This is a genomic window from Synechococcus sp. F70.1, assembly GCF_047502745.1.
GTDB lineage: Bacteria > Cyanobacteriota > Cyanobacteriia > Thermostichales > Thermostichaceae > Thermostichus.
On record NZ_JANSJL010000006.1, the window covers coordinates 27886 to 53749 of the forward strand.

Consider the following 25864-nt stretch of genomic DNA (forward strand, 5'->3'; position numbering starts at 1 on the left):
TATGTAGAGTGGAAGCAAGTTGGCAGCTATAACTTATCACTTCCGGGGAGTTGCCTTTTAAGCAAAGAGTTAAGGCCTTTTCTTCTCCAATGCCAGATTTAATTTCTTTGTAAAGCTTCTCGATCAGCGAGTACCTCTGACCCATAAGGTTTGATATCCAGTTCAGCTTGTTATCGAGTTCTCCTTCTGCATCGGCTTTTTTACTAGATGGGATCAGGTTCTTCATCCTTATGTTCCTAGACCACAGAAATACCCCTATTTTCACCTGTTCACGGCTAATCGTCCCTGGCGGCAAACTCTTGAGTCGAGCGCCAGCAGTTCGCTCGTTAGTTTCCTTCGTCTTTTGAAGGCTAGAACTTGAGCTTAGATTCTGGGAAATTTTTTCTGTACTTTCTAATAGCCTGCTCAGGATATTCTGCTGGTTACTTATGTTCTTAACTAGCTGACTTCTGTACTCAGCTAAATGCTAAATGCTGAAGGAAGTTTTGGTAACTTTCGGACAGACTTTCTGAGATATGAAGTTTGAAGCCCTCAAGATCAGCTTGTAACTTTCTTAGAATCTCATCCAGTAACTGACTATTAGCTCTTTGAGTGAGCCTACAGGTATAAACGCCCAGGCAGAAACCAATAGCCAATCCAATTAGAAGACCTAAAAGCAGAGTCATCTTCCCTTGATCCTATTTTCTTTAACCTAACTCAGGAGTTGTGAACAGCTAGGAAGATTTTAAAGCATTGCTACCTCCTGCTTACTCTTGAGCCAGAAGGGATCCCAACCAGCTTTGTTGGAGCGCTTTCTGGGCGGGAGTGAGCTCAGGCAAGGCCTCCAGGGTGTACACATCCGGGCGGGGCGGATCCAAGGGGATCCAAAAGTGCTTTAACTGATTGCCTTGGAAGACGCTAAGACAGATGGTTTGGTGGGGCTGATAGGCTGCCAGGCGCTCTGGCAAGGTGGCGGCGCTTACCCGGAAGCCATCCAAGGCCACCAACTCATCGCCAGCCCAGATGCCTGCTTTTTGAGCCGGGGAGCCCATCTCGACGGCGCTGATGCGGTTGCCCTCGCCGTTGAAGTTCAAGCCCAGGTAGGGAGGAGGGTTGGGGCGGCTAAAGTGGGCCTTGAGGGTGAGGCCAAACGGATGGAGGTAGGTGTCGTAGTCCAGTTCTTCCGTGCCTTCCAAGTAGGCGGCAAAAAAGCGCCCAAGGTCGACACCGGCTGCTCGCTCAAAGGCCTCCCGCAAGTCCTGGTAAGTATAGCCTTTCTCAAACCGGCCAAAGCGCTGCCACAAATCCTGCATGGCCGTGTCCAGGGATCCCCGCCCCCCTGAAAGGTGGCGAATGTGCAGATCTAGCAGCCAGCAGACTAAAGCGCCCTTGAGGTAATAGGAAACCTGGCTGTTGAGGCTATTTTCGTGGGGGCGGTAGAGCTTGATCCAAGCATCGAAACTGGCCTCCTGCAGCGATTGTACGACTCGACCTGGCGTGCGCTGTAGCCGGCTAATTTGCTCAGATAGGATCTGCAAAAACTCTTTGGCACTGAGGATCCCTGCTCGCAGCAAGATAACATTTTCGTAGTAGCTGGTTGCCCCTTCGCAGAACCAGAGGCAGTCCACATAGTTTTCTTGGTTGTAGTCAATTTTCTCCAAAGCTAGAGGGCGCAGCCGCTTGACGTTCCAAGCATGGAAAAGCTCATGGGCCAGCAGCGCCAAAAAGCGGCGGTAGGGCTGAGGCTGATGCAGCTCTAGTCCAGAATAGTTGAGGGTGGCACTGTACTTGTGTTCTAGGCCACCAAATCCCCCGGCCGACAAATGCACAATAAACCAGTAGCGGTCGTAGGGCAGCCCGCCAAAAAACGCTGCCGTGGTTCGGACAATTTTCTCGGCATCGGCCACTGCTTGATCCAAATTCAGGGTGCCCGCTCCCCAGACTACGAAGTAGTGCGGGATCCCTTCCACTGCAAACGAGCGCAACTGGTGCAAGCCCACTTCCACTGGGCTGTCTGCCAGCTCGTCGTAGTCTTCAGCAAAGAAAGACTGGCCAGCGCTAGGATCCCCTGGGGAAGGAGAGGCCAGGGGCCGCAGGCTGGTGGCAATGCGCCAGTCGGGGTGGGGAGGGATCACGGTCAGCGTATAGGGCTCCCGCTCGCGGCCAGGCACGTAGAGAAAGAGCGCCGCCCCATTGAAATAGGCGTGGGTGAGATCCAGATGGTTGGTGCGCACCGTCAGCTCATAGGCATAGACCCGATAGCGGACTGTAACCGCCGAACACCCAGGTGGGTCTACCTCCCAGGTGTTTTTATCAACCTTTCGCCAGGCCAAAGGGCTCCCTTGCTCGCTCAGGGCCTGAAACTCCTGTACATGGCGGGCATGCTCCCGCACTAGGTAGGATCCCGGCGTCCACACTGGCAGCCGCAGCCGCAGGGGCACCTCCGGTTCCACTTCGCGAATCTGCAGCTCCACCTCCAAGAGGTGACTGGCTGGCTCTGGCATCCGCACCGTAAAGTGCTGACGGCTAGGGCGAGAAGGAGTAGCAACCTCAGCCGGCGGGATCCCCATACAACCTTCCCTTGTCGCAACAAAGGAACGTAGCTCTGGCTACAAAGATATCCAGGCAGAGTCTCTTAAGTTTAGGGTAGTCTCTGAGTTGTGGGCAGCTCGATTCAGGTGCCCTAAGTTAACCTCAGGGGTTGATCCTAGAGATAAACTGACCTTGAAAGGTTGACAAATCTCGTGGTGGCCGTCGCAGAAAAATCTCTCATTGCAGCTTTTAAGCAGTTAGGAGGATCTCGCCATCCTCCGGTTATCGAGACTTATGAACGCGGCAAGACCATTTTTCTCCCCGGCGATCCGGCGGAGCGGGTTTACTTTTTGGTCAAAGGGGCGGTTAAGCTCTCGCGGGTGTACGAAAGGGGGGAAGAAATTACCGTTGCCCTCCTGCGGGAGAACAGTATTTTTGGTGTGCTCTCCTTCATTACCGGGCAGCGCTCCGACCGCTTCTATCACGCCGTAGCTTTTACTCGCGTCGAGCTGCTTTCTCTGCCCATCGAACAGGTGGAAAAGTCTGTACGGGAGAACGCTGAGCTGGCCATGTTGCTGCTTAAGAGCCTGGCTTCCCGCATCCTGCAGACAGAGATGATGATTGAAACTCTGGCCCACCGCGACATGGCCTCCCGCCTAGTTAGCTTTTTGTTGATCCTCTGCCGCGACTTCGGGGTGCCTGGCCCCAATGGCGTAACCATCGACCTCAAGCTGTCTCACCAGGCTATTGCCGAAGCCATCGGATCAACCCGCGTCACCATTACCCGTCTCTTGGGAGAGTTGCGCAAGAAAAACTACATTTCTATCCACAAGAAGAAGATCACTGTCCACGACCCCATCCAGCTTAGCCATCGCTTTACCTAGGGGGCCAGCTCTCAACGGCTGAGAGACACCTGCTAGGAGGCGGGCAGCTGAGCCAGGGCAGCCAGGATCTTTTCCCCCATTTCCCGGCAGCCGACCAGGGTCATCCCCTCCGAGTAGATGTCGGCGGTGCGGTAGCCCTGGGCCAAAACCGCCTCGACGGCCTGTTCGATGCGGTCAGCAGCTTGGGGCTGATCCAAGGAGTAGCGCAGTAGCATTGCCCCAGAAAGCACCTGGGCAATGGGGTTGGCCTTGTCTTGGCCGGCAATATCCGGAGCTGAGCCATGGACTGGCTCATAGAGGCCTGGGCCGGTAGCTCCCAGAGAGGCAGAAGGCAACATGCCAATGGAGCCAGTTAGCATGGCCGCCTCGTCGGAGAGGATATCCCCAAAGAGGTTTTCTGTCAGGATGACGTCAAACTGCTTTGGCCAGCGCACCAACTGCATGGCCGCGTTGTCGACATAGAGGTGGGAAAGCTCTACGTCAGGGTATTCGGCGGCAATGGCGGTAACCCGCTCCCGCCACAGTTGCGACACCTCCAGCACATTGGCCTTATCCACCGAGCAAAGCTTGCGCCGTCGCTTGCGGGCCAGTTCAAAAGCTACGCGGGCAATACGATCCACCTCGGCCTCGCTGTAGGCCATGGTGTTGACGCCGCGGCGGGACCCCTGGGCATCGACGAAGATCCCACGGGGCTGACCGAAGTAGATGCCGCCGGTGAGCTCGCGTACCACCACCAGGTCGATCCCAGCAACTACCTCCGGCTTTAGGGAAGAGGCCTGCACCAGTTGGGGGAAGATCTTCACGGGGCGCAAGTTGGCAAATAGCCCCAAGCCGGCCCGCAAGCCCAGCAAAGCCTGCTCCGGTCGCTTCTGGCGCGGCAGGGTATCGTACTTAAAGTCGCCAACTGCTGCCAAGTAAACGGCATCGCTTTCCTGGGCCATTTTCAAAGTCTCCGGGGGCAAGGGATCCCCCGTGGCCTCGTAGGCTGCTCCGCCAATTAGGCCCTCCTGCCACTGGAGGGAAAACCCCATCTGAGCGGCAACGGCGTCCAAAACTGCCCGACCCACCTGCATAATCTCAGGGCCGATCCCATCGCCGGCTAGGGCAGTAATCCGATAGGTTTGAGCAGCAGAAGAAGAAACGCTCATGGGCGATCCCCGCAAGAGGAGTGCGTAGCGATATTACCATCCCCTTGCCCAAGGTCTGCCGAAAAGTCCCCCGGGAAAGTTCCCCTAAAAAAAGTGCAGCTTGGCCATCAGCCTGCTGCACCTAGAGTTATCAATATTCGGCTCTCTAGAACAGGCCCAGGGTAACCCACTTGTCCAGCGGCAGAGTGGCGCCAATGCCTAGATACAGGGTTACCAAAGTGCCAATCAAAAACACCGTCGTTGCCACTGGACGGCGCAGCGGGTTCTGGAACTTGTTGACGTTTTCAATGAAAGGCACAAACAAGAGGCCCACGGGAATAGCCAACATCAGGGCAATGCCCAGCAGCTTACTGGGAACAACGCGCAAAATGTGGAACACAGGGTAGAGGTACCACTCGGGAAGAATTTCCAGGGGCGTGGCAAAGGGGTCTGCCGGCTCGCCTACACCCGCGGGATCCATGACCGCCAGACCGACAATCACCCCAATAGTGCCCAGGATGACCACCGGGAACATAAAGAGCAAGTCGTTGGGCCAAGCGGGCTCCCCGTAGGTCATGTGGCCCATGTTCTTCTTCAGCTTGGCCAAAACTTTGGGGTTGTCCAGGTCAACTTTGCGTGTAATAACCTCAGTTGCCAGCGCTTGCTTCGAGAGAGGCATAGCAGTTCTCCTTATCTGGGGCAAAAGAGTTGAGTAAGGGAAAGTAGGGGATCCAACCAGCCCTGGCTCACAAGGGTCCAGAAATGCCCTGGCGGCGGATCATCAAAAAGTGCATGGTCATGAAGACCGCCGTCAGCCAAGGCAGGACAAAGGTGTGCAAGCTGTAGAAACGAGTGAGGGTAGCTTGGCCAACAGCCTCGCCACCGCGGATAAGCTGAACCAGGGCATCACCCACCACTGGGATAGCGCTGGGCACTCCCGAGACGATCTTGACTGCCCAGTAGCCCACCTGATCCCAGGGCAGAGAGTAGCCCGTAACCCCGAAAGAAACCGTCAGCACCGCCAAGATCACGCCAGTTACCCAGGTCAGCTCGCGGGGCTTTTTAAACCCACCGGTCAGGTAAACCCGGAAGGTGTGCAGAATCATCATCAACACCATCATGGAGGCGCTCCAGCGGTGGATGGAGCGCAGCAGCCAGCCGAAGTTGACCTGGGTCATGATGTAGTTGACCGACTCAAAGGCCTCGGCCACCGTCGGACGGTAGTAAAACGTCATGGCAAAGCCGGTGGCAAACTGAATGAGAAAGCACACCAGCGTGATGCCGCCAAGGCAATAGAAGATGTTAACGTGCGGCGGGATGAATTTTCCGGTTGCGTCGTCGACGAAGGGCGTAATCTCTAGCCGCTCGTCTAGCCAATCGTAAACTTTGCCCATGGTACCTTTCTTTCCAATTTCTCGGTATCTCCCCGGCGGGAGAAAGTCACTCCACGGTGGAGGACAGCCCCACCTCAACCAGCACTGTAACACAATTTGTTAACGACTTCCTTAAGTTAGGCTCAGCTCGGGGGCAGGAATCCGCATTCTCGCTGGCAAAACAGGTTTCGATATTGCGTCTTGTTCATATTCCTTAACTTTTCTTAGCGTCTTGCCGTCTATGGTTGCGCCAAAGCCAAAGAAGAAAGAGTGGGGGATCCGCTGGGTTCTCCGCATTCTGCTGCTGGGGTGCCTGCTCTGGGCAAGTTTAGGCACTGATGCCTACCAAGCTCAGGCCAGCCGCTGGGGAGAAGAGCAGCAACTGCTGGCCCAGGCTTGGGCCTATGTGGATCGGGCCTACGTGGATCCGGGGTTTAACGGACAAAACTGGTGGCAGGTGCGGCAGCGTTTTCTGGCGCGGCCCTTGAAGAATCGTCAGGAAACCTATCGGGCCATTGAAGAGATGTTGGCCACCCTGGGGGATCCCTACACCCGCTTTTTGGATCGGGAGCACTACCTCAGTCTGCAGACCTCTACTGCCGGCGAGCTGAGCGGTGTTGGCCTGCAGATTGCCATCGACGAGCAGGGGGCGGTGCGGGTTATTGCTCCCATGGAGGGCACCCCTGCCGAGCGGGCCGGGATCCAGCCCCAGGATGAGATCTTGGCAGTGGATCAGGTGCCAGTGGCGGGGCTGAGCTTGGACGAGGTGGCAGAGCGCATGCGCGGCCCTAGCGGTACAACCGTTAGCCTGCGGCTAAGGCGGCAGGGGCGCATCTGGGAGGTGGAGCTGGTGCGGCAGTCAATCCTCATTAACCCGGTGCGCACGGCTTTCTTTGAGCTGCCCCAGGGATTGGTGGCCTACATCCGCCTCAGCCAGTTCAACGGCAATGCAGCCACTCAAGTGCGCCAGGCTATCCAGGCGGCAGAAGCCCGAGGGGTGCGGGGCTACCTCCTGGATCTGCGCAACAACCCCGGAGGACTACTGCAGGCGGCCATTGAGATTGCCCGCTTTTGGATCCCCAAAGGCAACATCGTGCTGGTGAAGGATCGCCACGGCATTCTAGAGGGCATTCCTGCCACTGGCGAAATTCTCACCCAGGCGCCGCTAGTGGTTTTGGTCAATCAAGGCAGTGCCAGCGCTAGCGAAGTCTTGGCGGGGGCATTGCAGGACAGCGGGCGGGCGCAACTGGTGGGAACGCGCACCTTCGGCAAGGGGCTGATCCAATCCCTGATGGAGCTGGCAGATGGCTCAGGGCTGGCCGTGACGACTGCCAAATACCTCACCCCCAACGGCCGCGACATTCACCGCCAAGGGATCCAGCCCGATGTGGTGGTGGGCGAGGGCCCCGTTCCCCTAACGGCAGAAACCCTGGGCGGCCCTGAGGATCGCCAGTTGCAGCGGGCTCTGGAACTGCTGGGGGCAACTTTGTCCGTGGCCCAGGGGATCCCCACCTGAGGCATCTGCTGCAGGGATTGGGGTGCCTGTTTGTCTTCGATTCGGTTTAGGATCGGGCTTGGTGTCAACTCAGCCCTGCTCTCGAGCCCTTTGGCATGAACGCCCTCCACCAGTTTCACCACTTCTTTAACTGCTGTATTGGCGCCTGGCACACCGAGCGTACCTATCACTACCTGGATCGAGGGGAGGTGGAGCGCTCGCGCACCGAGTTCACCATTCGCACCCTCACTCCTGAGCTCAAGGAGAAGGTCCTGGCCGACAACAACTACCCCAACCACGGCGTCGACGGCTTCCTGGGCTTTCACCTTGCCTTTGAGACTGTCTCCGAAAAGGGGGAGGAGGTCGGGCAAGAGCTAAACATGTTGTTTGTGCCCCGGCGAGAGGGCCCCCGCGGGCTGGAAGGCGACTACCTGCGCGATCGCGCCTATGAGGAAGAGCGGCCCATGGTGGCCGACTTCCGCTTTGATCCGGGATCCCTGCAACTGGTGATGACCACCACCTACACCCACGTTGTTTCCGTAGATACCATCACCCTGCTCAACCCCCGCCTGCGCCTGCGGCAGATCCTCAACTACCGGCGCCCACCTCAAGGCCAGCCGCTGCAGGAGGTACTCCTGGTGGGGTTTGGGGTGGAACAAAAGCTGACCTAGGGAGGCTGCGTGGACTCCGAGTCGATCCCGGCCCCAGACTTGCCCTTGCCCCAATACCTGGCCCGAATTCAAGCCAGCTTTGAGCGGGGACAATACCGGCAAGCTTTGGAGGAGGCCAAACAGGCCCAAGGTCGCTATCCCCAGGCAGGCCAGCTGCGGCTCTGGCAAGCCCTAGCCCAGGAGGCGCTTGGAGAAACCGAGGAGGCCGTCCGCCTAGTGCAGAGCTTGCTATATAGTCCAGATCCCGAGCTTGCCCAACAGGCGCGCTATGTGTTGAGCATCTGGCAGGCTCCCCGTCTACGCCGCCCAGTGGAGTGGTCGATCCAAATCCCCGATCTCAGCCACCTGGAAGAGGCCAAGCCCGAAAGCCGACTTCTAGTCTATGAACGCCCTCGCCCGCGGGGATCTCGGCCCACGTCCCCCCCTCCCCTCCCTTCCCAGGCCGCTCCCTTGGTGAATACCCAACGGCTGAATTGGGTGTTGATTGGAATCCTCTCGGCCTTGCTGGCAACCCTGGCCTGGCTGCCCTAGCTTAGCGGCTGCCAAGAGGGAATCTTCTCGCCGATGCCCAGCACAGGAGAGATACTGGAAACAGGGAGCTGGCGGGTTAACAGCAGGCAGAAGCGGAGGTTGACGGTGGCGGCACAGACTTTGGTTATGGAGGCAGTAGAGCGGCTGGGCCTGCGGGTTACGCTGGGAGACATCGCCTCCACCACAGGCCTGGCCTTAGAGGAGGCCAAGCAAGAGTTGCTGCAGTTGGCCCAAAAGGCAGGGGGGCATCTTCAGGTTTCGCGGCAGGGAGAGATCGCCTACGTTTTCCCGCCCGACTTTCGCAGCATTCTCCAGCGCAAGGAGCAACAGGACCGGCTGGCAGCCCTGCGGCGCCGGCTTTGGGGAGGGTTTCTCTACGGCCTGCGCATTTCCTTTGGCATCCTGCTGGTAGTGTCAATTGTCCTCATTACTCTGGCCCTGATGGCTCTGCAGAGCAGTAGGAGCAGCCGTGAGGAGGATAGCCGCAGCCGCTCGGGAGGGGTGGGGCTCTTCTACGTTCCCGACCTGTGGGTAGGCAACCCCTTCTGGGGTCCCTACGAGAGCTATTCCGGTCAGGCGCAACCCCGACAGGAAAAGTCGGAGATGAACTTTCTCGAGGCGGTCTACAGCTTCCTGTTTGGCGACGGGGATCCCAATGCCAACCTGGAAGAAGAACGCTATGCCCTCATCGGCCAGCTCATCCGTGCCAATGGGGGAGTCATTGCCGCCGAGCAGGTGTTGCCCTACCTGGATGTGGAGCCGGGATCCCCCGCCCTGGAGTACGAAGACTACATGCTGCCCATTTTGCTCAAGTTTGACGGCCAGCCGGAGGTAAGCGAGGAGGGAGATATCGTCTATCGCTTTCCAGAGCTGCAGGTAACGGCCGCCGAAGGCCCACGGCAGCGGTTTCCCGAGGTGTTGCAAGAAAAACCTTGGGTGTTTAGCCGCGCCACCCCTGGGCAGCTGGCCCTAGCCGCCGGCTTGGGTGTGCTCAATTTCTTCTTGGCGGCCATTCTCTATGGGGCGCGGGAGGAGGTGGCCGCTGCCGCTGGGAGCAACGCCTTTTTGGCGTTTATCTACCCGCTGATTGGATTCCTCTTCCTCTACGGCACGCTGTTTTTGGCCGTGCCCACGGTGCGTTGGTTGACCTTGCAATTCCGCAACCAGGGAGTGGAGCGCCGCAATCGCATTCGGCGGTTTTGGCAAGAGCAACTGCAGCGTCCCTCGGAGGTGCTGCGGCGCAAGCTCGACTTTGCCCGCCACTTCCGCCGCCAGGAGGTGGTGCAGGAAGCGGACACCATCTACTCTACTGACCGGGATCTCATCGAGCAGCGGGACTACCGCTTGGACGAGCCGGCCTTCCGTCAGCTTGTGCAGAAGGAGGAACAGCCCCTGGAAGCCGAGTCAAAGAGCTAGGGAGGGGTTAGCCTGCGCCCACGAGTCATGTCCACTGTCGGCAGCCAACGAGGGATCCCGACCCGCCTGGGGATCGATGTGGGAGGCACTTTTACCGATCTGGTGCTGCTGCAGGAGGGCCAGATCCGGACGGCCAAGGTCCTCTCCACCCCTAGCCCGGAAGAGGGGGTCTTCGCTGCCCTGGACAAGCTGGGCCCAGTTGAGGTGGACGTGTTCTGCCATGGCATGACCGTGGCCACCAACGCCCTCCTGGAGCGCAAGGGATCCCCCACTCTCTTTTTGACCACGGCGGGCTTTCGGGATGTGCTGGCCATTGGCCGCCAAAACCGTCCTTCCCTTTACGACCTCACTCAGCCCAAGCCGGAGCCGGTGGTGCCCCGCCACCACTGCCTGGAGGTGAAGGAGCGCTGCAGCGCCAGTGGCGTGGTCGAGCCGCTAACTGAGGAGGAGATCCAGCGCGTAGTCCGGGAAGTGGGGGAGCGGGTACAGCGGGATGGGATCCGCGCCGTGGGGGTGGGGTTTCTGTTTTCTTTCCTCTATCCAGAACACGAGCAGCGCTTGGGGGCGGCTTTGCGACAGGCCTTTCCCAGCTTGCATGTTTCCCTCTCCTGCGAGGTGGCGCCAGAGTTTCGGGAATACGAGCGCTTCAGCACCACAGCCATTGATGCCTACCTCAGCCCAGCGCTGGCGGGCTACCTCCACCGCTTGGCCCAGGGGTGCCGGCAGCGAGGGATCCCCGAACCCCTGATCATGCAATCCTCCGGCGGCGTCACTTCCCTTGCCCAGGCAGCAGCCCACGCCTCGGTGGCGCTGCTTTCGGGGCCGGCGGGCGGCGTTTACGGAGCGGCCTACCTGGGCCAGCTGAGTGGCTGCTCCCATCTGCTTAGCCTGGACATGGGAGGGACCAGCACCGATGTGGCCCTCATTCAAGATGGCATCCCCCAGGTTACCCCGTCAGCGGTAGTGTGCGGCCTGCCGGTGCAGCAGCCCCAGATCGACATCCACACGGTCAGTGCTGGGGGCGGATCCCTGGCCTCCCTGCTACCCGGGGGCGGGCTGCAGGTGGGGCCGGAAAGTGCCGGCTCCAACCCTGGGCCGGCCTGCTACGGTCGGGGGGGAACGGCTCCCACGGTAACCGATGCCAACCTCTGGCTGGGCTACCTGCCGGATGGGGGCTGGCTGGGGGATGCCGTTTGCCTACGGCGAGACTTGGCTGGCCAGGCCCTCAGAACGCTCGCGGAGCCCTTGGGCTTGAGTTTGGAGGAGACGGCCGTTGGCATTCGCACCCTAGCCAATGTGGCCATGGCACGGGCTTTGCGGGTCATCAGCGTGGAGCGAGGCTTGGATCCCGCCCATTTTGCCCTGCTGGCCTTTGGCGGAGCTGGGCCCATGCATGCCTGTGCTCTAGCAGAAGAGCTGGGGATCCGCCGCATCTTGATCCCGGCCTTTGCCGGTGTCCTCTCGGCGCTGGGCATGGCTTTGGCCGATCTGCGGCGGGACTACCGGCGGGCCGTCCTGCAGCCGCTGCGGCAGCTAGAGGGGGAGGGGGGAGGATCCCTTCTGGCTCAGTGGGCTGAGCCCCTCATCCGCCAGGCACAAGCCGACCTGCAAGAGCCGGAGCTCTCCTTGAGTCTGGATCTGCGCTACCGCGGCCAGTCCTTCGAGCTGGAGATCCCAGCCCAGTTATCGGATCCGGTTTCCCTCCTCGAGCAGCGGTTTCACCAAGCCCACCGCCAGCGCTACGGCTGGCAGGATCCTGACCAAGAGGTGGAGGTGATCCAGTTGCGCCTACGGGCGGTGCAGGCCTTGCCTCGTGTCCCTCTGCAGGCCCCCCCACCCTTGCCGGGGGATCCCCTCCAGGGGAAACGAGAGGCCTGGTTTGGGGGCCGGATGCGCCCGGTGCCCGTCTACAATCGGCGGCACATGGGGGTGGGGTTTCAACTGTGTGGGCCGGCGATTGTGGAGATGCCGGAGGCTACCGTGGTGATTGAAGCCGGTTGGACCGGCAGCATCGACGCCGTAGGCACGCTGGTCTTAAGCTGCGAGTAGAGAGGGCGGACGATGGGATTCGAACCCACGAGTGGAGGAACCACAATCCTCTGCCTTAACCACTTGGCTACGCCCGCCAGGACCCTAATCCAGCTTAGCATGTAGCAAGCGGAACAGAACCGCAAGGGTTGAAGCGCCCCACCATGTTGCCCAGAGCCGAACTACTGAAAGGAGCGGAGTATCGAGAAACCTTGGCGCGCATCCTAGACCTAGGAGAGCAGGCCCTGAAAACCTGGCAGGTGGTCTACAGCGATTTTCTCTCGCCGCCGGAGATTGCCGCCGTCCAAAGCCGATTGAACAAGCTAGCCGAACTGCAGGTGGTGGCCTGGGGAGGCTATGCCCAGGCAGAGCGCCAGCGCCTGGCCCTGGCTCGCCCCGAGGTTGGTGTGGAGGCAGCAGGGATCCCGCTAGCGGCTATTGAAATTCAGGGGAACTTTCTCTTCGACCCAGCTACTCACGGCGACTTTTTAGAAGCCCTTTTGGCAACAGGAGTTGCCGGCGAAAAGGTAGGAGACATTCTCGCAGTTGGAGAAGCAGGTGCGCAGGCTATCGTGGTACCTGAACTGGTGGACTATCTCAGCCTCAACCTGAAGCAAGTGCGCAGTGTGCCAGTCAAGGTTAGCTCCATTCCTCTCAGCCAATTAAAGGTGCAGCCGCCGCGGGTAAAGTCCATTACCAGTGTGGAAGCCTCTTTGCGCTTGGACGCAGTGGCTTCCGCAGGATTCGGCATCTCCCGCAGCAAAATGGTGGAAGAGATCCAGCGGGGAGAAGTACGAGTCAACTGGAAGCCAGTTACCCAAGCCAGCTACCTCCTTAGCCCTCAGGATTGGATTGCTATCCGCGGCCGGGGTCGGCTGCAAATTGAAGAGGTGGTTGAGACGAAAAAAGGCCGCTTCCGGATCCAGATGAAGCGGTATTTCTAGGAGATCTCTTTGAGAAGAGCTGCCAGGGGCGCCCAGCGGGGATCCCCTGCCGGCGCAGCCGACTCCACCACAATACCTGGGCAATCGGGGCGACAGGGCAACTGGGTGGGCATCTCCAAATGCAGGTACTGGCGCATCAAGTCCTCCACATCCAGCTCACCGTTGGGGGGCAAGCTTTCCAGCAGATCCTCTTCCTCCTTCAGTTCCAGCTCCAGGGGTGGAGGGCCAGAGTTGGGCTCGCGAATGAGAATGATCTCCTCAACATCTAGCTCCAGCCGGTGGTTAAACTGCTGCAAGCAGCGGTGACACGTGAGAGTCACGATGGTGCGGGCCTGGGCCCTTACCTCAACAAAGTGTCCTCGGTGGCTGACCCGCAGGGATCCCTCCACCGGTGTCAGGCTCTCAAAGCCAGCGAAAAACTGCCGAAACCGTAGCTCCTGGGTTGGGCCAGGCAGCTGCCGCAGCTCGGATAGACGAATTGGCTTCAGCATAGCCCTATTTTCCTCGAGAGATCCCTTAGCTGCGCCCTCACTTACCCCGGCGCGGAGCCCGGCGGATGACCAAGCGGCGATCCGGCTCTTTACCTCGGCTGAAGGTTTCTAGGTCAGCATAGGCAGGGTCTTTGAGGAGCGTGTGGATTTGCCGCCGGTCGGCAGCCGAAAGGTGCTCGGGAAACTCGTACTCCCGACCACTTGCTCTTACTTTCTCCACCGCCGTAGCCACCAAAGCCTTCAACTCCTGCAAGCGGCGCTCTCGATAGCCGTCTAAGTCCAAGATATAGGGTTGTTGCTGGTCTTCTGGCTGGTTGAGGTTGAGAAGGGTGTTGGCCAGATATTGCAAAGCATCCAGCACTACTGGGGTACGCTCTTCGTCAACTTTAGTCTCCTTGGGGACGGGCCCTGGGGGCACTTTAGAAAGCAGGACTTGCTTTTGCGCAGGCGTGAGAGAACTGGCCTCAATTTCAATCACCTCGCCCACTACCCGCACTGCTGCCGGTATCCCCATGGCCGATAGCACCTGCTGCAACCACTCTCTAGCCCGTTCTCGCTGCTCGGCGGGAGAAAGCTTAGCTTGGAAAGGAGCAGCGGTCTCTTCAAACTGCGGGTGGGATTTCTTAGCGGCGGCTCCCCTTGGGGAACCTGTAGAAGACTCAGGGTGGCTCATCCCAACAGCTTCCAACTGCTGAAAGACTATCAACCAGTTAACTGCAAGCCCACCCACCCAGCGGCCAGAGGACTGCTTAGGGCTCAAAGGGCAAAGATTCCCGAGCTCCCCCAGCGGCTTTGGGTTTTACTGCTCGGTCTACCTCCTTACTGACCTGGGCAGCACGGCGACGTTCCTCTTCCACCAACTGCTGCAGGCTCTCTGGCAAAGGCTCTCGCGAGAGCAAGAAGGTCTGCAGCGTCTGGAAAATGCTGGAGACGAGGATATAGAGCAAAACCCCAGCCGGCAAGGGGAAAAATAGAAACATCGCCGAAAACAGCACCGGGGTAATGCGGGCCATCGAGCTCTGGCTGGGATCCTCCTGGCCGGTATTGGTCAGGGCCTGGTTGAGGTAGATGGAAAGGCCAAAGAGGGCGACCATGGCGATGATATCCCAGTGGACGGTTCCATCGGGGTCAAAAGCGCCAACGCGGCCCAGCTTATCAATAAACAGAAAGCCAGTATCTGAGGCCAAGCCTGGAATCGAGACCTGCAGCGCTACCTCCCCCGGCTGCAGGGCCAGCAAGGTGCCATCGGGCTGGAGCTGGACCCGATCCTCTCCCTTGACGATCTTCCAAGTTGGCTGCAACAGCTTGGGGTCTCCCCCCGCTTCTGTTACCAGTTGCTCGAAGGGTTTGCCCCCTGGCCCTTGCAGCATCCACTGCACCTGCTCCCCTACGGCAACCTTGGTACCCTTAGGCACCACCAGCACCACCGGCTTGTGGACTGAGTCGGCGACGAAGATGTTCTTGCTGGGGCTGACGTAGGGAGTGGGTACCACCTCAGCCGCCACCTCTGCTGGCAAGATCTGCAGGTTGACGTCGTAGGTTACCGCCGCAAACGGGGATCCCCGCAGCGTGGCAAAGAGCGCAAACAGCACTGGCATTTGAATAAGCAGCGGCAGGCACCCCCCAAGCGGGTTAACCCCTAGTTCGCTGTAGAGTTTGGCCTGGGCCTCGCGCAGCTTTTGCGGGTCGTCGCGGTACCTCTCCTGGATCTCTCGCATCCGCCGCTGCATCACCGGGCTAATGACTTTCATGCGCCGCATGTTGCGGATAGACCCGGCATTGAGGGGGTAGAGGGCAAAGCGGATCACCAATGTCAGAAAGATGATGGCCAGACCATAGCTGGGCACGATCCCGTAGAAAAAATCCAGGATCGGCAGCATGACATTGTTGGAGAGAAATCCGACTCCGAAGTCCATGGGGGGTGGTGGCAAACGTCCGTAACCCATTGTAATGGTTTCCGACCTCCTGACGAGGGCTCTTTCCCCATCCGGCGATGAGCGCTGGTCGAAGTTGCAGCCCCCGCGAGCCCCCCGGCAACCCGTTTTGAGGGGTAGAAACCAGCAAAAAAGAGGGGCAAACCGCCCCTCCCCTCTTTTGCAGCTTCGGCAGAGAGCAGGGAAAAAACGCCTCTTCCCCACCTCCGACTACTTGATCTTAACCGTGGCGCCGGCCTCTTCCAGCTTTTTCTTGATCTCGTTGGCCTCCTCCTTGGAGACTCCCTCCTTAACTGCTTTGGGAGCAGCTTCCACGAGATCCTTGGCATCCTTTAGGCCTAAGCCGGTTAGCTCGCGCACCACCTTAAGAACGGCAATCTTCTTGTCGGCAGGAACAGCCTCGAGAATGACATCAAAAGCCGTTTGCTCCTCTACCGGCTCAGCCGGCGCTGCTGGTGCCGGTGCCGCTGCTGCCGCCACGGGAGCAGCCATGACCATGCCGCCTACCGGTGCAGCTGCACTGACGCCAAAGGTCTCTTCAATGGCTTTCACCAGCTCGGCAGCTTCCAACAAAGTCAAGGTCTTCAGCTCTTCCAGGATGCCTTGAACACGCTCTGAAGCCATGGTTGTGTCTCCTTAGGTAACAAGAAGTAGCAGGGTGCAATTGAGCCGTTGGCCCATCGAAGCGGCTACCTTCAGGCCGCCTCCTTGTCGGCAATGGCTCGCACAGCCCGCGCCAGTGAGGCCGGGATCTCGTGGATACCGCGGGCCACCTGGCTAGGCACAGCATTGAGCCCAACCGCCAGTCGGGTGGCTACTAGCTTAAGGCTGCCTGCCACTTGGGCCAGGAGCACCTCCTTAGGCGGCAGGTCAGCAATGGCCTTGGCCTGATCCAAGGTCAGAGACAGCCCCTCAGCGGCAGCACCGCGAAACTCAGTCTTCTTGGTTTGCCGGGCAAAGTCTTGATACGCCTTCAGGGCCGCCGCGATATTGCCCCGGATCAGGATAAAAGCCGTTGGCCCGGACAAGAAAGGCAGGATCCCTGCCCAAGCCTTAAGGTCAGCAACGGCCCGCCGCATCAGGGTATTTTTAACCACCATACAAACGGCGTCTGCTTTGCGCAGCTCCGCCCGCAGCTGGTTCATCTCAGCAACGGTTAGACCTTTGTAGTCGATGACCAGCACCATTTGGCTAGCTTGCAACAGGGATCGAACCTCATCGACTACCTTTGCTTTCTTTGCTAAGGATTGCTTGCCCACGCGCTCACCTCCTCGATTGTCTGTAATGTGGTTGCCACTGCAAAAGGAATGCGCCCCAGCCTCCGCCGAGACGCATTTGGGCAAGCATAAGCTTCGGGAATTTTTTCCACTCTACCCAAGCCTCGGCAGGAGATTAAGCCACTTGGCGCCTGCTGTCTTCGGCTCTCTATTTCAACTGTGGAAAGGTTTCCCGTTTGGCTCCCTCCCTGGCCAAAATTTGCCCTAGTCAACTTACCTTATTACGCCAGACCTAGGCAACCAACTTTAACTCCCGCAGGGCATTAACGTCAACTTCAATAGAGGGGCCCATCGTAGCACAAATATGCATAGTTCGCCAGTACTTGCCCTTTGCCCCAGGGGGACGGTTGCGGTCAATCGACTCCTGCACCGCCTTTAGGTTTTCCAGCAGCGCCTCAACCGGAAACTGACACTTGCCGAAGATTAAATGGACAATGCCAGTTTTGTCCGCCCGGTACTCCAGCTTGCCAGCCTTGAACTCCTTAATGGCCTGGGCCAGATCCATGGTAACTGTTCCCCCCTTAGGAGAAGGCATCAGGCCGCGCGGCCCCAACAGGCGCCCCAGCTTGGCCACCTGGGGCATCACATCGGGAGTGGCAATCAGCAGGTCGAAATCGATCACGCCCTTGCTAATTTCCTCGATGAGATCCTCAAACCCCACTCGGTCAGCCCCAGCATTCTGGGCTTCCACCACCTTTTCGCCGCGGGCAATTACCGCTACTCGAATTTCTTGCCCGGTGCCGCGCGGCAAAACCACCGTAGAGCGCAGCTGCTGGTCAGCATATTTGGGATCGATCCCCAGGCGAATGTGAACCTCAGCCGCCTCGTCAAATTTAGCAGTGGCTGTCTCCTTCATGAGGGCAATGGCTTCAGCGGGGGGATAGGGGATGGGCTTGATCTTCTCCCGCAAAGCCTGCATGCGTTTGGACAGTTTTCGAGCCATAACTTCTCCTCGGGGTTCTGGCGAGAACTTCTCTCCCCCAAAACGACAAACAAGCTGGGCTAGCGGAGCCCTAGTCAACTATCGTTACTCCCATGCTCCGGGCAGTGCCGGCAATGATTCTCATCGCCGCCTCCACATCGTTGGTATTCAAATCTGGCAGCTTCTGCTCGGCAATCTGGCGGAGTTGGGCGCGGGTCAGGGATCCCACCTTGACTTTGTGGGGCTCGCTGGAGCCTGACTCAATGCCAAGGGCTTTCTTGATCAGCACCGAGGCTGGCGGCGTCTTAAGGACAAAGGTGAAGCTGCGATCGTCGTAGATGGAGATCTCGACCGGCACCACCATGCCCGCCTGATCCGCCGTTCTGGCATTGTACTCCTTGCAAAAGGCCATGATGTTGACCCCGTGCTGACCCAAGGCGGGGCCAATGGGGGGGGCGGGGGTGGCTTTGCCCGCCTGGATGGCCAGCTTGACTACTGCCACCAGTTTCTTAGCCATGCGACGCAGTTACACCTCTTTTCGCACTTGACCAAGCTCTAATTCTACTGGAGTATCCCGCCCAAAAATTGAGATCAAAGCCTTGAGCTTGCCCCGTTCTGGGCTGACATCCACCACCTCGCCGTAGAACCCCTGGAAGGGGCCAGACAGCACCTCAATGCGATCCCCAGGGGCCAGGTTAATCTTGAGGGGCACCGCCTCCACCTCAGCGGTGCTGAAGATGCGCTGAACTTCGCTGGGACTGAGGGGCCGCGGTGTCACATGCCCCCGACCGCGACCATAGGGCCGTCTCTGTTCCGTGCCAACGAAGTTGATGACATTGGGAGTGGTTTTCACCACCCGCCAGGTGTCGTCGTTGAGATCCATGCGCACCAGCACATAGCCGGGGAAAATCTTTTCCTCTTGCTCCTGGCGCTTGCCGGATCGATCCAGCTTGAAGCCCACCCGCTTTGGGATCACCACTTCGACGATTTGATCGGCCACATCCAGGGCTGCTGCCCGCTGCAGGAGAGTGCTTTTAACCTTGTTTTCGCAGCCAGCAGCTACCTGAACGGCGTACCAGCGCAAGTTGCGCTGGCTTTGACCTTCCCCTTCTTCCGCAGTCGTTTCTGTTTCCGCAGCTTCTAGGGGCTCAACGTAGTCTCTGCGGCGTCTCCGCCGCTGCTCTAACCCTGGGCTCATACTTCACCTCCTCTCCCCTCCCCTGCCTAAAGCTACGAGAACAGTTGAGTGGCTACCCAGCCAAACAGCTGGTCAACCAGGTAAATAAATGAGGCGAAGGCCAGCACTATTAGCAAAACGCCAATGGATTCGCTAACCAATTGTCGACGGCTTGGCCAGGCAATTTTGGCCAGTTCGGCCCGCGTCTCTTGGAGGAAGCCCGAGATCCCCTTGGACTCGGTGGAACTGTCCTTGGAGTGACCCCGCCTAGCGGGATCCAGGTGCTGCTCCCTATCGGTTTTGCTGGAGGGGGTACTCTTAACCACGGCAGTATCTCCTAGGGGATCCCGAAAACCTGGCGCTATTGCTTAGCGCCCACAAGAATAGCCTTGCGATCCTAACACAGGTTAGGTTGAGGAGGGGAGCTAAGTTAGCGAGCAAGAGAGGTTTTGGATCTCCCTGCTCCCGGCGAAAACAGCAAGGGGCGACGGCGGGATTGGTTAAACTGCTCCACTGCGGCATCGATGGCTGCCCGGCTGTCCCAGCGGGAGATAGCTCTCTGCCGGGAAAGGAGTTCAGCAGCCCGGAAGAGATCGCTCATATCAAGGCTGGAGCCGTTGAACAGCGGGGTTCTGCCGTCGCGATAAATGGCCTCGTTGCCACTTCCAGTTTGGGCTAGAGCAAGCCCAGAACTGGTCAGGATCCCTACCAGCAGCAGCCCCAGAATCCTAGCCCCATGGTCAGCAAGGCTGAGAAGGGAGTTGAGACAGTTCACTCTCATCTTGTTTCTCCACCTCGGTGTTCTGCTCGGCCAGGCCTTCAGCCAACAACTGTTGTTCTTCGGGGGTGAGGGGACGTTTGGCCAGCAGATCCGGCCGTCGTTGCCAGGTGCGTACTAACTGCTGCTGCAGACGCCATCGGGCAATGGCCTCGTGGTTACCTGAAAGGAGCACCTGGGGCACCTTGTACCCCAGAAACTCGGCTGGGCGGGTGTACTGAGGATAGTCGAGCAGACCCTCCTCAAAGCTCTCCTTCTTCAAAGAGTCTACCTTACCAACCGTGCCAGGCAAGAGACGGATCACGCCGTAGATCAAGGCCAGTGCCGGGATCTCCCCCCCTGTTAACACAAAATCCCCTAGCGACACCTCGCGAGTGGCTAGATACTGGCAGATCCGCTCGTCAAAACCTTCGTACTGGCCGCAGAGCAGGATGAGCTGGGCCTTTTGGGCCAGCTCCCGCAGCAGGGCTTGGTTTAGGGGTTGTCCCTGGGGCGTGAGCAAGATGATCTCGCGGGGATCCAGGCAAGGCAGGGAGGCGACAGCAGCAAAAAAGGGCTCTGGCTTGAGCACCATGCCTACCCCGCCCCCATAGGGCTCATCGTCGACCCGGCGGTGCTTATCGGCGGCAAAGTCGCGCGGGTTGGTGAGATGAACCTCGGCAATCCCTTGCCGCAGGGCTTTGCCCACTAAGCCAATGCGCAAGGGCGATTCAAAAAACTCTGGGAAAAGGGTAACAACGTCAAACCGCACGGGCGTTGGGATCAAGCAGAAAGGCCAGCATCCGAGCAGGGTTCCGTGCGCAACCGCTCTAGCTCCAGGCGCAAGGACTCAATCTGGTGGATCAGCTCCATCAGTTCGCCCATTTCTTCTTTGGAGATGGTGGCGGTTGGGGAGCCGCTCTGGGGGGCCGGTGTTTGGCTCTCTACGGCTGGGCCAGGAGCCTTGGTGGCTTCATGGCGGAGGCTTTTAAGGTAGCGAACAGCCTCTTGCTCAATCTGCTCTCCTTTTTGCTCCAGCTCTGCAGCCAGCGCCGCCCAGTCGCCAGAAAGACGGCCGAAACTTTCGGCGCGCTTCTGGGGATCCTCCAGGAGCTCCACCAGGGCAGTGGCTGTGCCGTAAAAGAAGTGACGTGCCCGCGTAAACCAGTCTGAGGAGCGAGAACTCATGGCGGCAGCATGCTAGATAGAGCCAGGGGATCTCCAGTCTATCCCAGCCCTTTGGAGCTGCGCTGACAACTGCTTGCTTCCAAGCTGCCACTTACTTTTGGGCAAGACTAGAAAAGGAATCAATCCACGGCGCGAATCTCGCCGCTGTTGAGGCGCTCCACAATCATGTCCAGCAGTTCGTGTTCTTCCGGTGAGACCTGGGAATCGGCGGTAACTGCCTGGAGGATTTCTTGTTGCTCGGCGCGGGTGAGGATCTTGTCCTGCAAAGCCCGGTCGATGAGTTCTTTTAGCTTGGATGACTCCACAGTGCTTCTCCTTGCCCTAGAGGTAGGGGCCAAGGGCGGTAGACTAGACGGTGCTTCTCCTCTCAGTATAGAAGTGAAGTCCCAAACCCAGATGCAGCCCGTAGGGGTAATCGGCGGGGGGCAGTTGGCGCAGATGTTGGCTTTGGCGGCCCGCTCCCTGGGGATTCCGCTGATTGTGCAGGCGGCTGCCCCCACCGATCCGGCAGTGGCGGTGGCCGATGGGGTAGTTTGGGGCGCTGTAACCGACACCCAGGCTACAGCCCAGCTATTGCAGCGCTGCCCGGTGGTAACTTTTGAAAACGAGTTCATCCTGCTGCCGGAGCTAAAAAGGCTGGATCCGGAAGAATCCCGCTTTTGCCCTCGCCTTAGCACCCTGGAGCCATTGCTAGACAAGTTGCGCCAGCGGCAGTTTCTAGCAGAGCTGGGGTTGCCGGTGCCGTCTTTTTGGCCGGCAGAGACGGCAGATCTATCTAGCCTGAGCTTTCCCTTGGTGCTCAAGCGGCGGCGGCAGGGCTACGACGGCCAGGGCACCCGCATCTTGCCCGACCGCGCGGCTTGGCAACAGACCCTTGCCGAGTACAGCGGGATCCCGCTGCTTGTGGAAGAGTGGATCCCCTTTGAGCGGGAGCTGGCGGTGATGGTGGCGCGGGGGCTGACGGGGGAGATCCGGGTCTACCCCGTCGTGGAGACTGTTCAGGTTAACCAAATCTGTCGCCACGTCCTCGTGCCTGCCCGCATCCCCCCAACGGTCGAGGCCGAGATCCGGGACTTGGCAGTTAAGGTGATGGAAAAGCTAGAAGCGGTAGGGGTGTTCGGCATCGAGTTGTTCTGGGTGCCGCCGCCTCATCCCAAGGCTGGGATCTGGATCAACGAGATCTCGCCGCGGGTTCACAACTCCGGCCACTACACCCTGGAAGCCTGCTACACCTCGCAATTTGAGCAACATCTGCGGGCCATCCTTGGCCTTCCCTTGGGGGATCCCTCCCTCAAGTGTGGGGGGGCGGTGATGGTCAACCTCTTGGGCTACGAGCACTCCACCAGCGACTATGCCGAGAAGCGGCAGCGCCTGGCGGAGATCCCCAATGCCACCGTGCATTGGTACCACAAGACCCCCGCCCGCCCCGGGCGCAAGCTGGGCCATGTTACCGTCTGTTTGCCAACTGCCCCTTCGCCGCAGCAGGCAGCGGCCCTTGTCCACACCCTCGAATCCCTCTGGTATCCGCAGTCATGAGCCAAGCGCCCACCTTTTCTCCAGCCCTCCAAGCCCTGAGGCGGCCATGCAGCGGTAGCCCAGTATCTTGACCCCCAGGAGCGCTCCGCGGTGTTGAGAGGGATCGACTGCAAGATCCAGCTCTTTGGGCAGTTGTGGCTGGCTGAGTTCTGCAAAGGGCGAGACTAAGCTCCATGGGCTACCGGCTGCAGGTGCTTGACATTGCCGCCCTGCCCCAGTTGCTAGAGCTGGATCGCCGCTGTTATGGCGGGCACTGGGGAGAACAGGGCTACCGGGCCGAGCTGGAACGACCCACCAGCCTGGTGATTGGGGCTGTGGCAGAACCTGAAGGCGCTTGCGGATCCCTGCTTTCCTCGCCAGGGACGCTGGTGGGCTTTGGCATCCTCTGGCGCATCGAAGAAGAGGCCCACATCATCTCGTTGGCGGTGGATCCTGCCCATCGGCGGCGTGGTTTGGGTCGAAGGATCCTGGAGGAGCTGTTGAGCCAAGCCAGGGCAGCAGGCTGTCGCTGGGCCACGTTGGAGGTGAGGGCTTCTAACCAGGCCGCCATCCGCCTCTATGAATCGGCAGGGTTTCAATTGCTGGGACGCCGCAAGGGCTATTACAACGGAGAGGATGGGCTGGTGTATTGGAAAAAACCAATTTAAGTGAGGAGAAGCAAAGGGTTCTAAAGCAAAAGTTTTCCTCTATACACCTGAACCTTGAACTTTTGCCCTGGAGCTTTGGTTAGCCATCGGCATCCTGAGAATGGATGTAAAGCTTTGTTGCAAGACTCAGCGTTTCTGCTTGACGCTTGAGGCTTTCTCCCAGGCCAGCTTGCCCAAAGAAGGGCTTCAGGCTAACCTACTCTTTTGAACATCTCATGCTGTGAGGGTAATCATGGAAACCCCTGCAAACGACCTTCGCAATGAAGCCGTCTCTTTTGTTGTCAATCTTCGGGCTAGAGTCATTGATTTCATGCCCAATCTACTGGCGGCGATTGTCATTCTAGTTCTGGGTTGGATCGTAGCTACGGTGGTGGCTTTCGGCGTTCGGGGGCTGCTCAAACGGACGCAGCTTGGTAACCGCTTGGCCACCTGGATTATGGGCCAGAGGCCCGGCGAGAGGCCGCCGCAAACTGAGCGCTGGGTAGCTGCTGCTGTTTACTGGATTATCCTCGCTTTTGTGTTGGTAGCGGTGCTGAATGCTCTCCAGCTTCAGGCTGTCTCCGATCCGCTCAACAAGTTTTTGGGAGAGATTTTCGCCTATCTGCCGCGGCTGGGCGGGGCGCTGGTGCTGCTAGGGGTGGGCTGGGCGGTAGCCACCGTTGCCCGGCTGGCAGTTATCCAAGGGCTGCGGCGCTTTAACTTGGATGAGCGGCTGGCTCAACCCCTCCAACCGGAGGCGGCTGCGGAAGGAACTGCTGCCAAGCCGGAGGGAGGCGCTGAGGTCGCTCCCTTTCTCTTGAATGAAGCTCTGGGCGACGCCCTCTACTGGTTGATCTTCTTGTTCTTTCTACCGCTCATCCTGGACACGCTGAACCTGCGGGGGCCGCTGCAGCCAGTGCAAAACCTGCTGGATCAAATCCTGTCGATGGTACCCCGCATTTTGGGAGCGCTCATCATCGGTGTGGGGGGCTGGTTTCTAGCTCGCATCGTGCGTGGGATCGTTTCCAATTTGTTGGAGGCAGCGGGAGCTAACCGCTTGGGGGCACGCTTTGGCATTCCCCAGCTGGCCCAAACGGTGGGCACAGTGGCCTACGTCTTGGTGTTGATCCCGGCAGTGATTGCCGCCCTCAAGGCCCTGGAAATCCGGGCCATCTCCGATCCAGCGGTGGCGATGCTGGAGCAGGTGTTGCGGGCCATTCCCCGGATTGCAGGATCTGCTCTCATCCTGGCCGTGTTCTACTGGCTGGGGCAGTTTTTGGCTGGCTTGGTGACCCAGTTGCTGCAGGCAATCGGTTTCGACCGCTTGGCTGCCGGCCTTGGTTTGCCCTCGGCCCCTGCTCCTGAAGCTCCCGCCGCCGAAGGGGATCCCTCAACCTTGGTGAAGCGGCGCACTCCCTCGGAGATTGCTGGCTTGGTGGTCTGGGTGGGCGTGGTCTTGCTCGGGGCAGTGCCAGCCGTGGAGCTGCTGCAGTTTGCTGCTTTGACCGACATCGTGGAGGGCCTGTTGGTCATTTCCGGGCGGGTGCTCATCGGCGCCTTAGTGTTTGGGATCGGTCTTTACCTATCCAATTTGGCCCATTCCATGGTTAAGAGTCTCGGCAACCCCTCCTCAGGAGTGCTGGCGCAGGCGGCGCGGGTAGCCATTTTGGTTCTGGTTGGCGCCATGGCCTTGCAGCAGATGGGCGTAGCCACCGATATTGTGGTGCTGGCCTTTGGCCTGGTGCTGGGCGCCATTGCCGTGGCTGTGGCTTTGGCTTTTGGCTTGGGAGGTCGCGATGTGGCTGCCGAGCAGATCCGGCAGTGGCTCAAGCGGGAGTGAGAGCCTCGCTGGGTGAGCCTCTAATAAAATTGCCCCGCCTGGCATATGGGCGGGGTTATTCCTTCGACTCTGGGCCAACCTAAACTGGCTCTGGAACTTTGGCCTCCTCTGCCGCTGTTTCTTGCACTACAATCTTGCCCCGGAACACAACATAGTTGTAGATGTTGTAGGACAAGATCACTGGGATCAAAAAGCCAATAAAGGTGAGCATAAACACCAGCGAACTGGGAGAGGCTGCCGCCTCGTAGATGGTGACGCTGGGAGGAATGATGTTGGGGAAAATCATGAACCCCAAGCCGATAAAAGAAAGGGCAAAAATGAGGAAGGTGTAAACCAAAGGGCTATTTTCTTCTCGGCGGCGCAAGCTGCGCAGCAACAGAGCCACCAACAAAAGCCCCAAAAGGGGGATTGCAGCAAAGACATAGAAAAGAGGCGGCGAGAAAAGCTGGGAGCGCGCCTGCTCCGACATAATGGGGGTGCTGATGGTAATAAACACTGCCCCCAGCAAAGTTGTCCACGTGGCGATGGTGGCCGTCCTGTAATAGGTTTTCTGGATTTCCCCCGTGGTTTTCACAATCAAGTAAGCAGAGCCGATCAAAACATACCCCTGGATCAGGGTAAGAGCCACCAACACCGTGCGCCAGGTCAGCCAGTCCCAGGGGCTGCCGGCAAAGTGGCCGGCTTCGTCCACCCGGATCCCTTCGAAGACGCTGCCCAGGGCAAACCCCTGGCCCAGCGCCGCCAAAAAGCTACCCACCCCAAAGGCGAGGTTCCAGACCAGCTTGTTGTTGGCGTTCTCCCGAAACTCGAAAGAGACAGCCCGCAAGATCAGGCCCACCACCATGATCACCAGCGGAATGTAGAGGGCATTGAGGATGGTGGCGTAGGCGAGGGGAAAGGCTCCAAATAGGGATCCCCCCATGAGTACCAGCCACGTCTCGTTGGCATCCCAAACATTGCCCAAGCTGGTCATGAGAATGCTGCGGCGCGTCTCGCTGGAAGCCGTCAGGGAAAGGATGCCAACCCCCAGGTCAAATCCATCGAGCAGAACATAGAGAAAGAGGAATAGACCGAGGATAAAAAACCAGACTTGAGGCAGAAACTGCTGTAAAGGCTCGAAAGATTCCATGGTCCTT

General features: G+C 58.9%; 29 protein-coding genes, 1 tRNA gene and 1 other annotated feature. Of the genes, 10 read left to right on the forward strand and 20 right to left on the reverse strand.

Translation table 11 applies throughout. From position 1 onward, the window contains the following. Together NW860_RS00275 and NW860_RS00280 are read right to left on the reverse strand one after the other, a co-directional pair. A partial coding sequence (locus tag NW860_RS00275; protein ID WP_414511876.1) for a hypothetical protein occupies window positions 1-226 on the reverse strand: 226 nt, incomplete at its 3' end. Window positions 227-746: 520 nt separating this feature from the next. Next, complete coding sequence (locus NW860_RS00280; RefSeq protein ID WP_414511877.1) at window positions 747-2549, reverse strand: M61 family metallopeptidase; 1803 nt, start codon at window positions 2547-2549, stop codon at window positions 747-749. 174 nt (window positions 2550-2723) lie between these two features. Between NW860_RS00280 and ntcA the strand changes: the two genes are divergently transcribed. After that, window positions 2724-3395: a global nitrogen regulator NtcA gene (gene ntcA / locus NW860_RS00285; protein WP_414396526.1), complete on the forward strand. Its 672-nt coding sequence runs from the start codon at window positions 2724-2726 to the stop codon at window positions 3393-3395. Between the two features lie 32 nt (window positions 3396-3427). On the opposite strand, the gene leuB is transcribed toward ntcA, so the two are convergent. The 3 genes from leuB to petB form a co-directional block, all read right to left on the reverse strand. After that, the gene (leuB, locus tag NW860_RS00290) at window positions 3428-4543 is read right to left on the reverse strand and encodes a 3-isopropylmalate dehydrogenase (protein WP_414405859.1); all 1116 of its coding nucleotides are present in this window, start codon (window positions 4541-4543) and stop codon (window positions 3428-3430) included. Window positions 4544-4688: 145 nt separating this feature from the next. After that, window positions 4689-5201, reverse strand: coding sequence for a cytochrome b6-f complex subunit IV (petD, locus tag NW860_RS00295; protein WP_414396521.1), 513 nt, complete (start codon window positions 5199-5201; stop codon window positions 4689-4691). Between the two features lie 67 nt (window positions 5202-5268). Next, window positions 5269-5916 (reverse strand): cytochrome b6, encoded by a 648-nt coding sequence (gene petB / locus NW860_RS00300; protein WP_414396519.1) that lies wholly within the window; start codon window positions 5914-5916, stop codon window positions 5269-5271. Window positions 5917-6136: 220 nt separating this feature from the next. Between petB and NW860_RS00305 the strand changes: the two genes are divergently transcribed. From NW860_RS00305 to NW860_RS00325, 5 genes are all read left to right on the forward strand, one after another. Next, on the forward strand, window positions 6137-7411 hold the full coding sequence (locus NW860_RS00305; protein ID WP_414411810.1) for a S41 family peptidase: 1275 nt from the start codon (window positions 6137-6139) through the stop codon (window positions 7409-7411). A gap of 95 nt (window positions 7412-7506) precedes the next feature. Next, window positions 7507-8061 (forward strand): phycobiliprotein lyase, encoded by a 555-nt coding sequence (locus tag NW860_RS00310; RefSeq protein ID WP_414511878.1) that lies wholly within the window; start codon window positions 7507-7509, stop codon window positions 8059-8061. Window positions 8062-8070: 9 nt separating this feature from the next. Beyond that, window positions 8071-8592, forward strand: coding sequence for a hypothetical protein (locus NW860_RS00315; RefSeq protein WP_414511879.1), 522 nt, complete (start codon window positions 8071-8073; stop codon window positions 8590-8592). A gap of 105 nt (window positions 8593-8697) precedes the next feature. After that, window positions 8698-10008, forward strand: coding sequence for a hypothetical protein (locus NW860_RS00320; protein ID WP_414511880.1), 1311 nt, complete (start codon window positions 8698-8700; stop codon window positions 10006-10008). Between the two features lie 27 nt (window positions 10009-10035). Continuing rightward, window positions 10036-12057, forward strand: coding sequence for a hydantoinase/oxoprolinase family protein (locus NW860_RS00325; protein WP_414511881.1), 2022 nt, complete (start codon window positions 10036-10038; stop codon window positions 12055-12057). Between the two features lie 4 nt (window positions 12058-12061). On the opposite strand, the gene NW860_RS00330 is transcribed toward NW860_RS00325, so the two are convergent. Then, a tRNA-His gene (locus NW860_RS00330) sits at window positions 12062-12134 on the reverse strand. 66 nt (window positions 12135-12200) lie between these two features. Between NW860_RS00330 and NW860_RS00335 the strand changes: the two genes are divergently transcribed. Continuing rightward, window positions 12201-12980: a photosystem II S4 domain protein gene (locus tag NW860_RS00335; RefSeq protein ID WP_414511882.1), complete on the forward strand. Its 780-nt coding sequence runs from the start codon at window positions 12201-12203 to the stop codon at window positions 12978-12980. Here the strand turns inward: NW860_RS00335 and NW860_RS00340 are convergent. The 13 genes from NW860_RS00340 to NW860_RS00400 all read right to left on the reverse strand — a co-directional run bounded on the left by NW860_RS00340 (window position 12977) and on the right by NW860_RS00400 (window position 21031). Next, on the reverse strand, window positions 12977-13471 hold the full coding sequence (locus NW860_RS00340) for a YceD family protein (protein WP_414511883.1): 495 nt from the start codon (window positions 13469-13471) through the stop codon (window positions 12977-12979). The two genes, NW860_RS00335 and NW860_RS00340, sit on opposite strands and share 4 nt — an antisense overlap. Before the next feature lie 37 nt (window positions 13472-13508). Further along, window positions 13509-14144, reverse strand: a complete 636-nt coding sequence (locus tag NW860_RS00345) for a protein jag (RefSeq protein WP_414411804.1) — start codon at window positions 14142-14144, stop codon at window positions 13509-13511. Between the two features lie 76 nt (window positions 14145-14220). After that, window positions 14221-15387 (reverse strand): membrane protein insertase YidC, encoded by a 1167-nt coding sequence (gene yidC, locus NW860_RS00350; RefSeq protein WP_414511884.1) that lies wholly within the window; start codon window positions 15385-15387, stop codon window positions 14221-14223. A gap of 228 nt (window positions 15388-15615) precedes the next feature. Next, the gene (gene rplL, locus NW860_RS00355; RefSeq protein WP_414511885.1) at window positions 15616-16029 is read right to left on the reverse strand and encodes a 50S ribosomal protein L7/L12; all 414 of its coding nucleotides are present in this window, start codon (window positions 16027-16029) and stop codon (window positions 15616-15618) included. A 71-nt stretch (window positions 16030-16100) separates the two neighbouring features. Beyond that, window positions 16101-16664 (reverse strand): 50S ribosomal protein L10, encoded by a 564-nt coding sequence (rplJ, locus tag NW860_RS00360; RefSeq protein WP_414511886.1) that lies wholly within the window; start codon window positions 16662-16664, stop codon window positions 16101-16103. 35 nt (window positions 16665-16699) lie between these two features. Next, window positions 16700-16844 (reverse strand) — a sequence feature (ribosomal protein L10 leader region). A gap of 70 nt (window positions 16845-16914) precedes the next feature. Further along, entirely contained in the window at window positions 16915-17625 is a 711-nt protein-coding gene (gene rplA / locus NW860_RS00365) for a 50S ribosomal protein L1 (protein WP_414396491.1), read from the reverse strand. A 70-nt stretch (window positions 17626-17695) separates the two neighbouring features. After that, window positions 17696-18121 carry a 50S ribosomal protein L11 gene (gene rplK / locus NW860_RS00370; RefSeq protein WP_414396490.1) on the reverse strand — a complete coding sequence of 142 codons (426 nt, stop codon included), beginning with the start codon at window positions 18119-18121 and terminating at the stop codon, window positions 17696-17698. 9 nt (window positions 18122-18130) lie between these two features. Continuing rightward, window positions 18131-18802: a transcription termination/antitermination protein NusG gene (gene nusG, locus NW860_RS00375; RefSeq protein ID WP_414405870.1), complete on the reverse strand. Its 672-nt coding sequence runs from the start codon at window positions 18800-18802 to the stop codon at window positions 18131-18133. A gap of 32 nt (window positions 18803-18834) precedes the next feature. Continuing rightward, window positions 18835-19107, reverse strand: a complete 273-nt coding sequence (gene secE, locus NW860_RS00380) for a preprotein translocase subunit SecE (RefSeq protein ID WP_414396486.1) — start codon at window positions 19105-19107, stop codon at window positions 18835-18837. A 104-nt stretch (window positions 19108-19211) separates the two neighbouring features. Then, window positions 19212-19562: a hypothetical protein gene (locus NW860_RS00385; RefSeq protein WP_414511887.1), complete on the reverse strand. Its 351-nt coding sequence runs from the start codon at window positions 19560-19562 to the stop codon at window positions 19212-19214. Next, window positions 19522-20310: a tRNA (guanosine(37)-N1)-methyltransferase TrmD gene (gene trmD / locus NW860_RS00390; RefSeq protein WP_414511888.1), complete on the reverse strand. Its 789-nt coding sequence runs from the start codon at window positions 20308-20310 to the stop codon at window positions 19522-19524. The genes NW860_RS00385 and trmD overlap by 41 nt, the downstream gene beginning before the upstream one ends. A gap of 11 nt (window positions 20311-20321) precedes the next feature. Beyond that, on the reverse strand, window positions 20322-20726 hold the full coding sequence (locus NW860_RS00395; RefSeq protein ID WP_414405873.1) for a hypothetical protein: 405 nt from the start codon (window positions 20724-20726) through the stop codon (window positions 20322-20324). Between the two features lie 119 nt (window positions 20727-20845). Then, window positions 20846-21031 (reverse strand): hypothetical protein, encoded by a 186-nt coding sequence (locus NW860_RS00400; protein WP_414396475.1) that lies wholly within the window; start codon window positions 21029-21031, stop codon window positions 20846-20848. Window positions 21032-21122: 91 nt separating this feature from the next. On the opposite strand from NW860_RS00400, the gene NW860_RS00405 reads away from it, so the two are divergent. From NW860_RS00405 to NW860_RS00415, 3 genes are all read left to right on the forward strand, one after another. Next, window positions 21123-22262, forward strand: coding sequence for a 5-(carboxyamino)imidazole ribonucleotide synthase (locus NW860_RS00405; protein ID WP_414511898.1), 1140 nt, complete (start codon window positions 21123-21125; stop codon window positions 22260-22262). Window positions 22263-22411: 149 nt separating this feature from the next. After that, window positions 22412-22909, forward strand: a complete 498-nt coding sequence (gene rimI, locus NW860_RS00410; protein WP_414423217.1) for a ribosomal protein S18-alanine N-acetyltransferase — start codon at window positions 22412-22414, stop codon at window positions 22907-22909. Window positions 22910-23141: 232 nt separating this feature from the next. Beyond that, window positions 23142-24728: a mechanosensitive ion channel gene (locus NW860_RS00415; protein ID WP_414511889.1), complete on the forward strand. Its 1587-nt coding sequence runs from the start codon at window positions 23142-23144 to the stop codon at window positions 24726-24728. Window positions 24729-24807: 79 nt separating this feature from the next. On the opposite strand, the gene cydB is transcribed toward NW860_RS00415, so the two are convergent. Then, window positions 24808-25857 (reverse strand): cytochrome d ubiquinol oxidase subunit II, encoded by a 1050-nt coding sequence (cydB, locus tag NW860_RS00420; RefSeq protein WP_414405875.1) that lies wholly within the window; start codon window positions 25855-25857, stop codon window positions 24808-24810. Window positions 25858-25864: the final 7 nt, after the last annotated feature.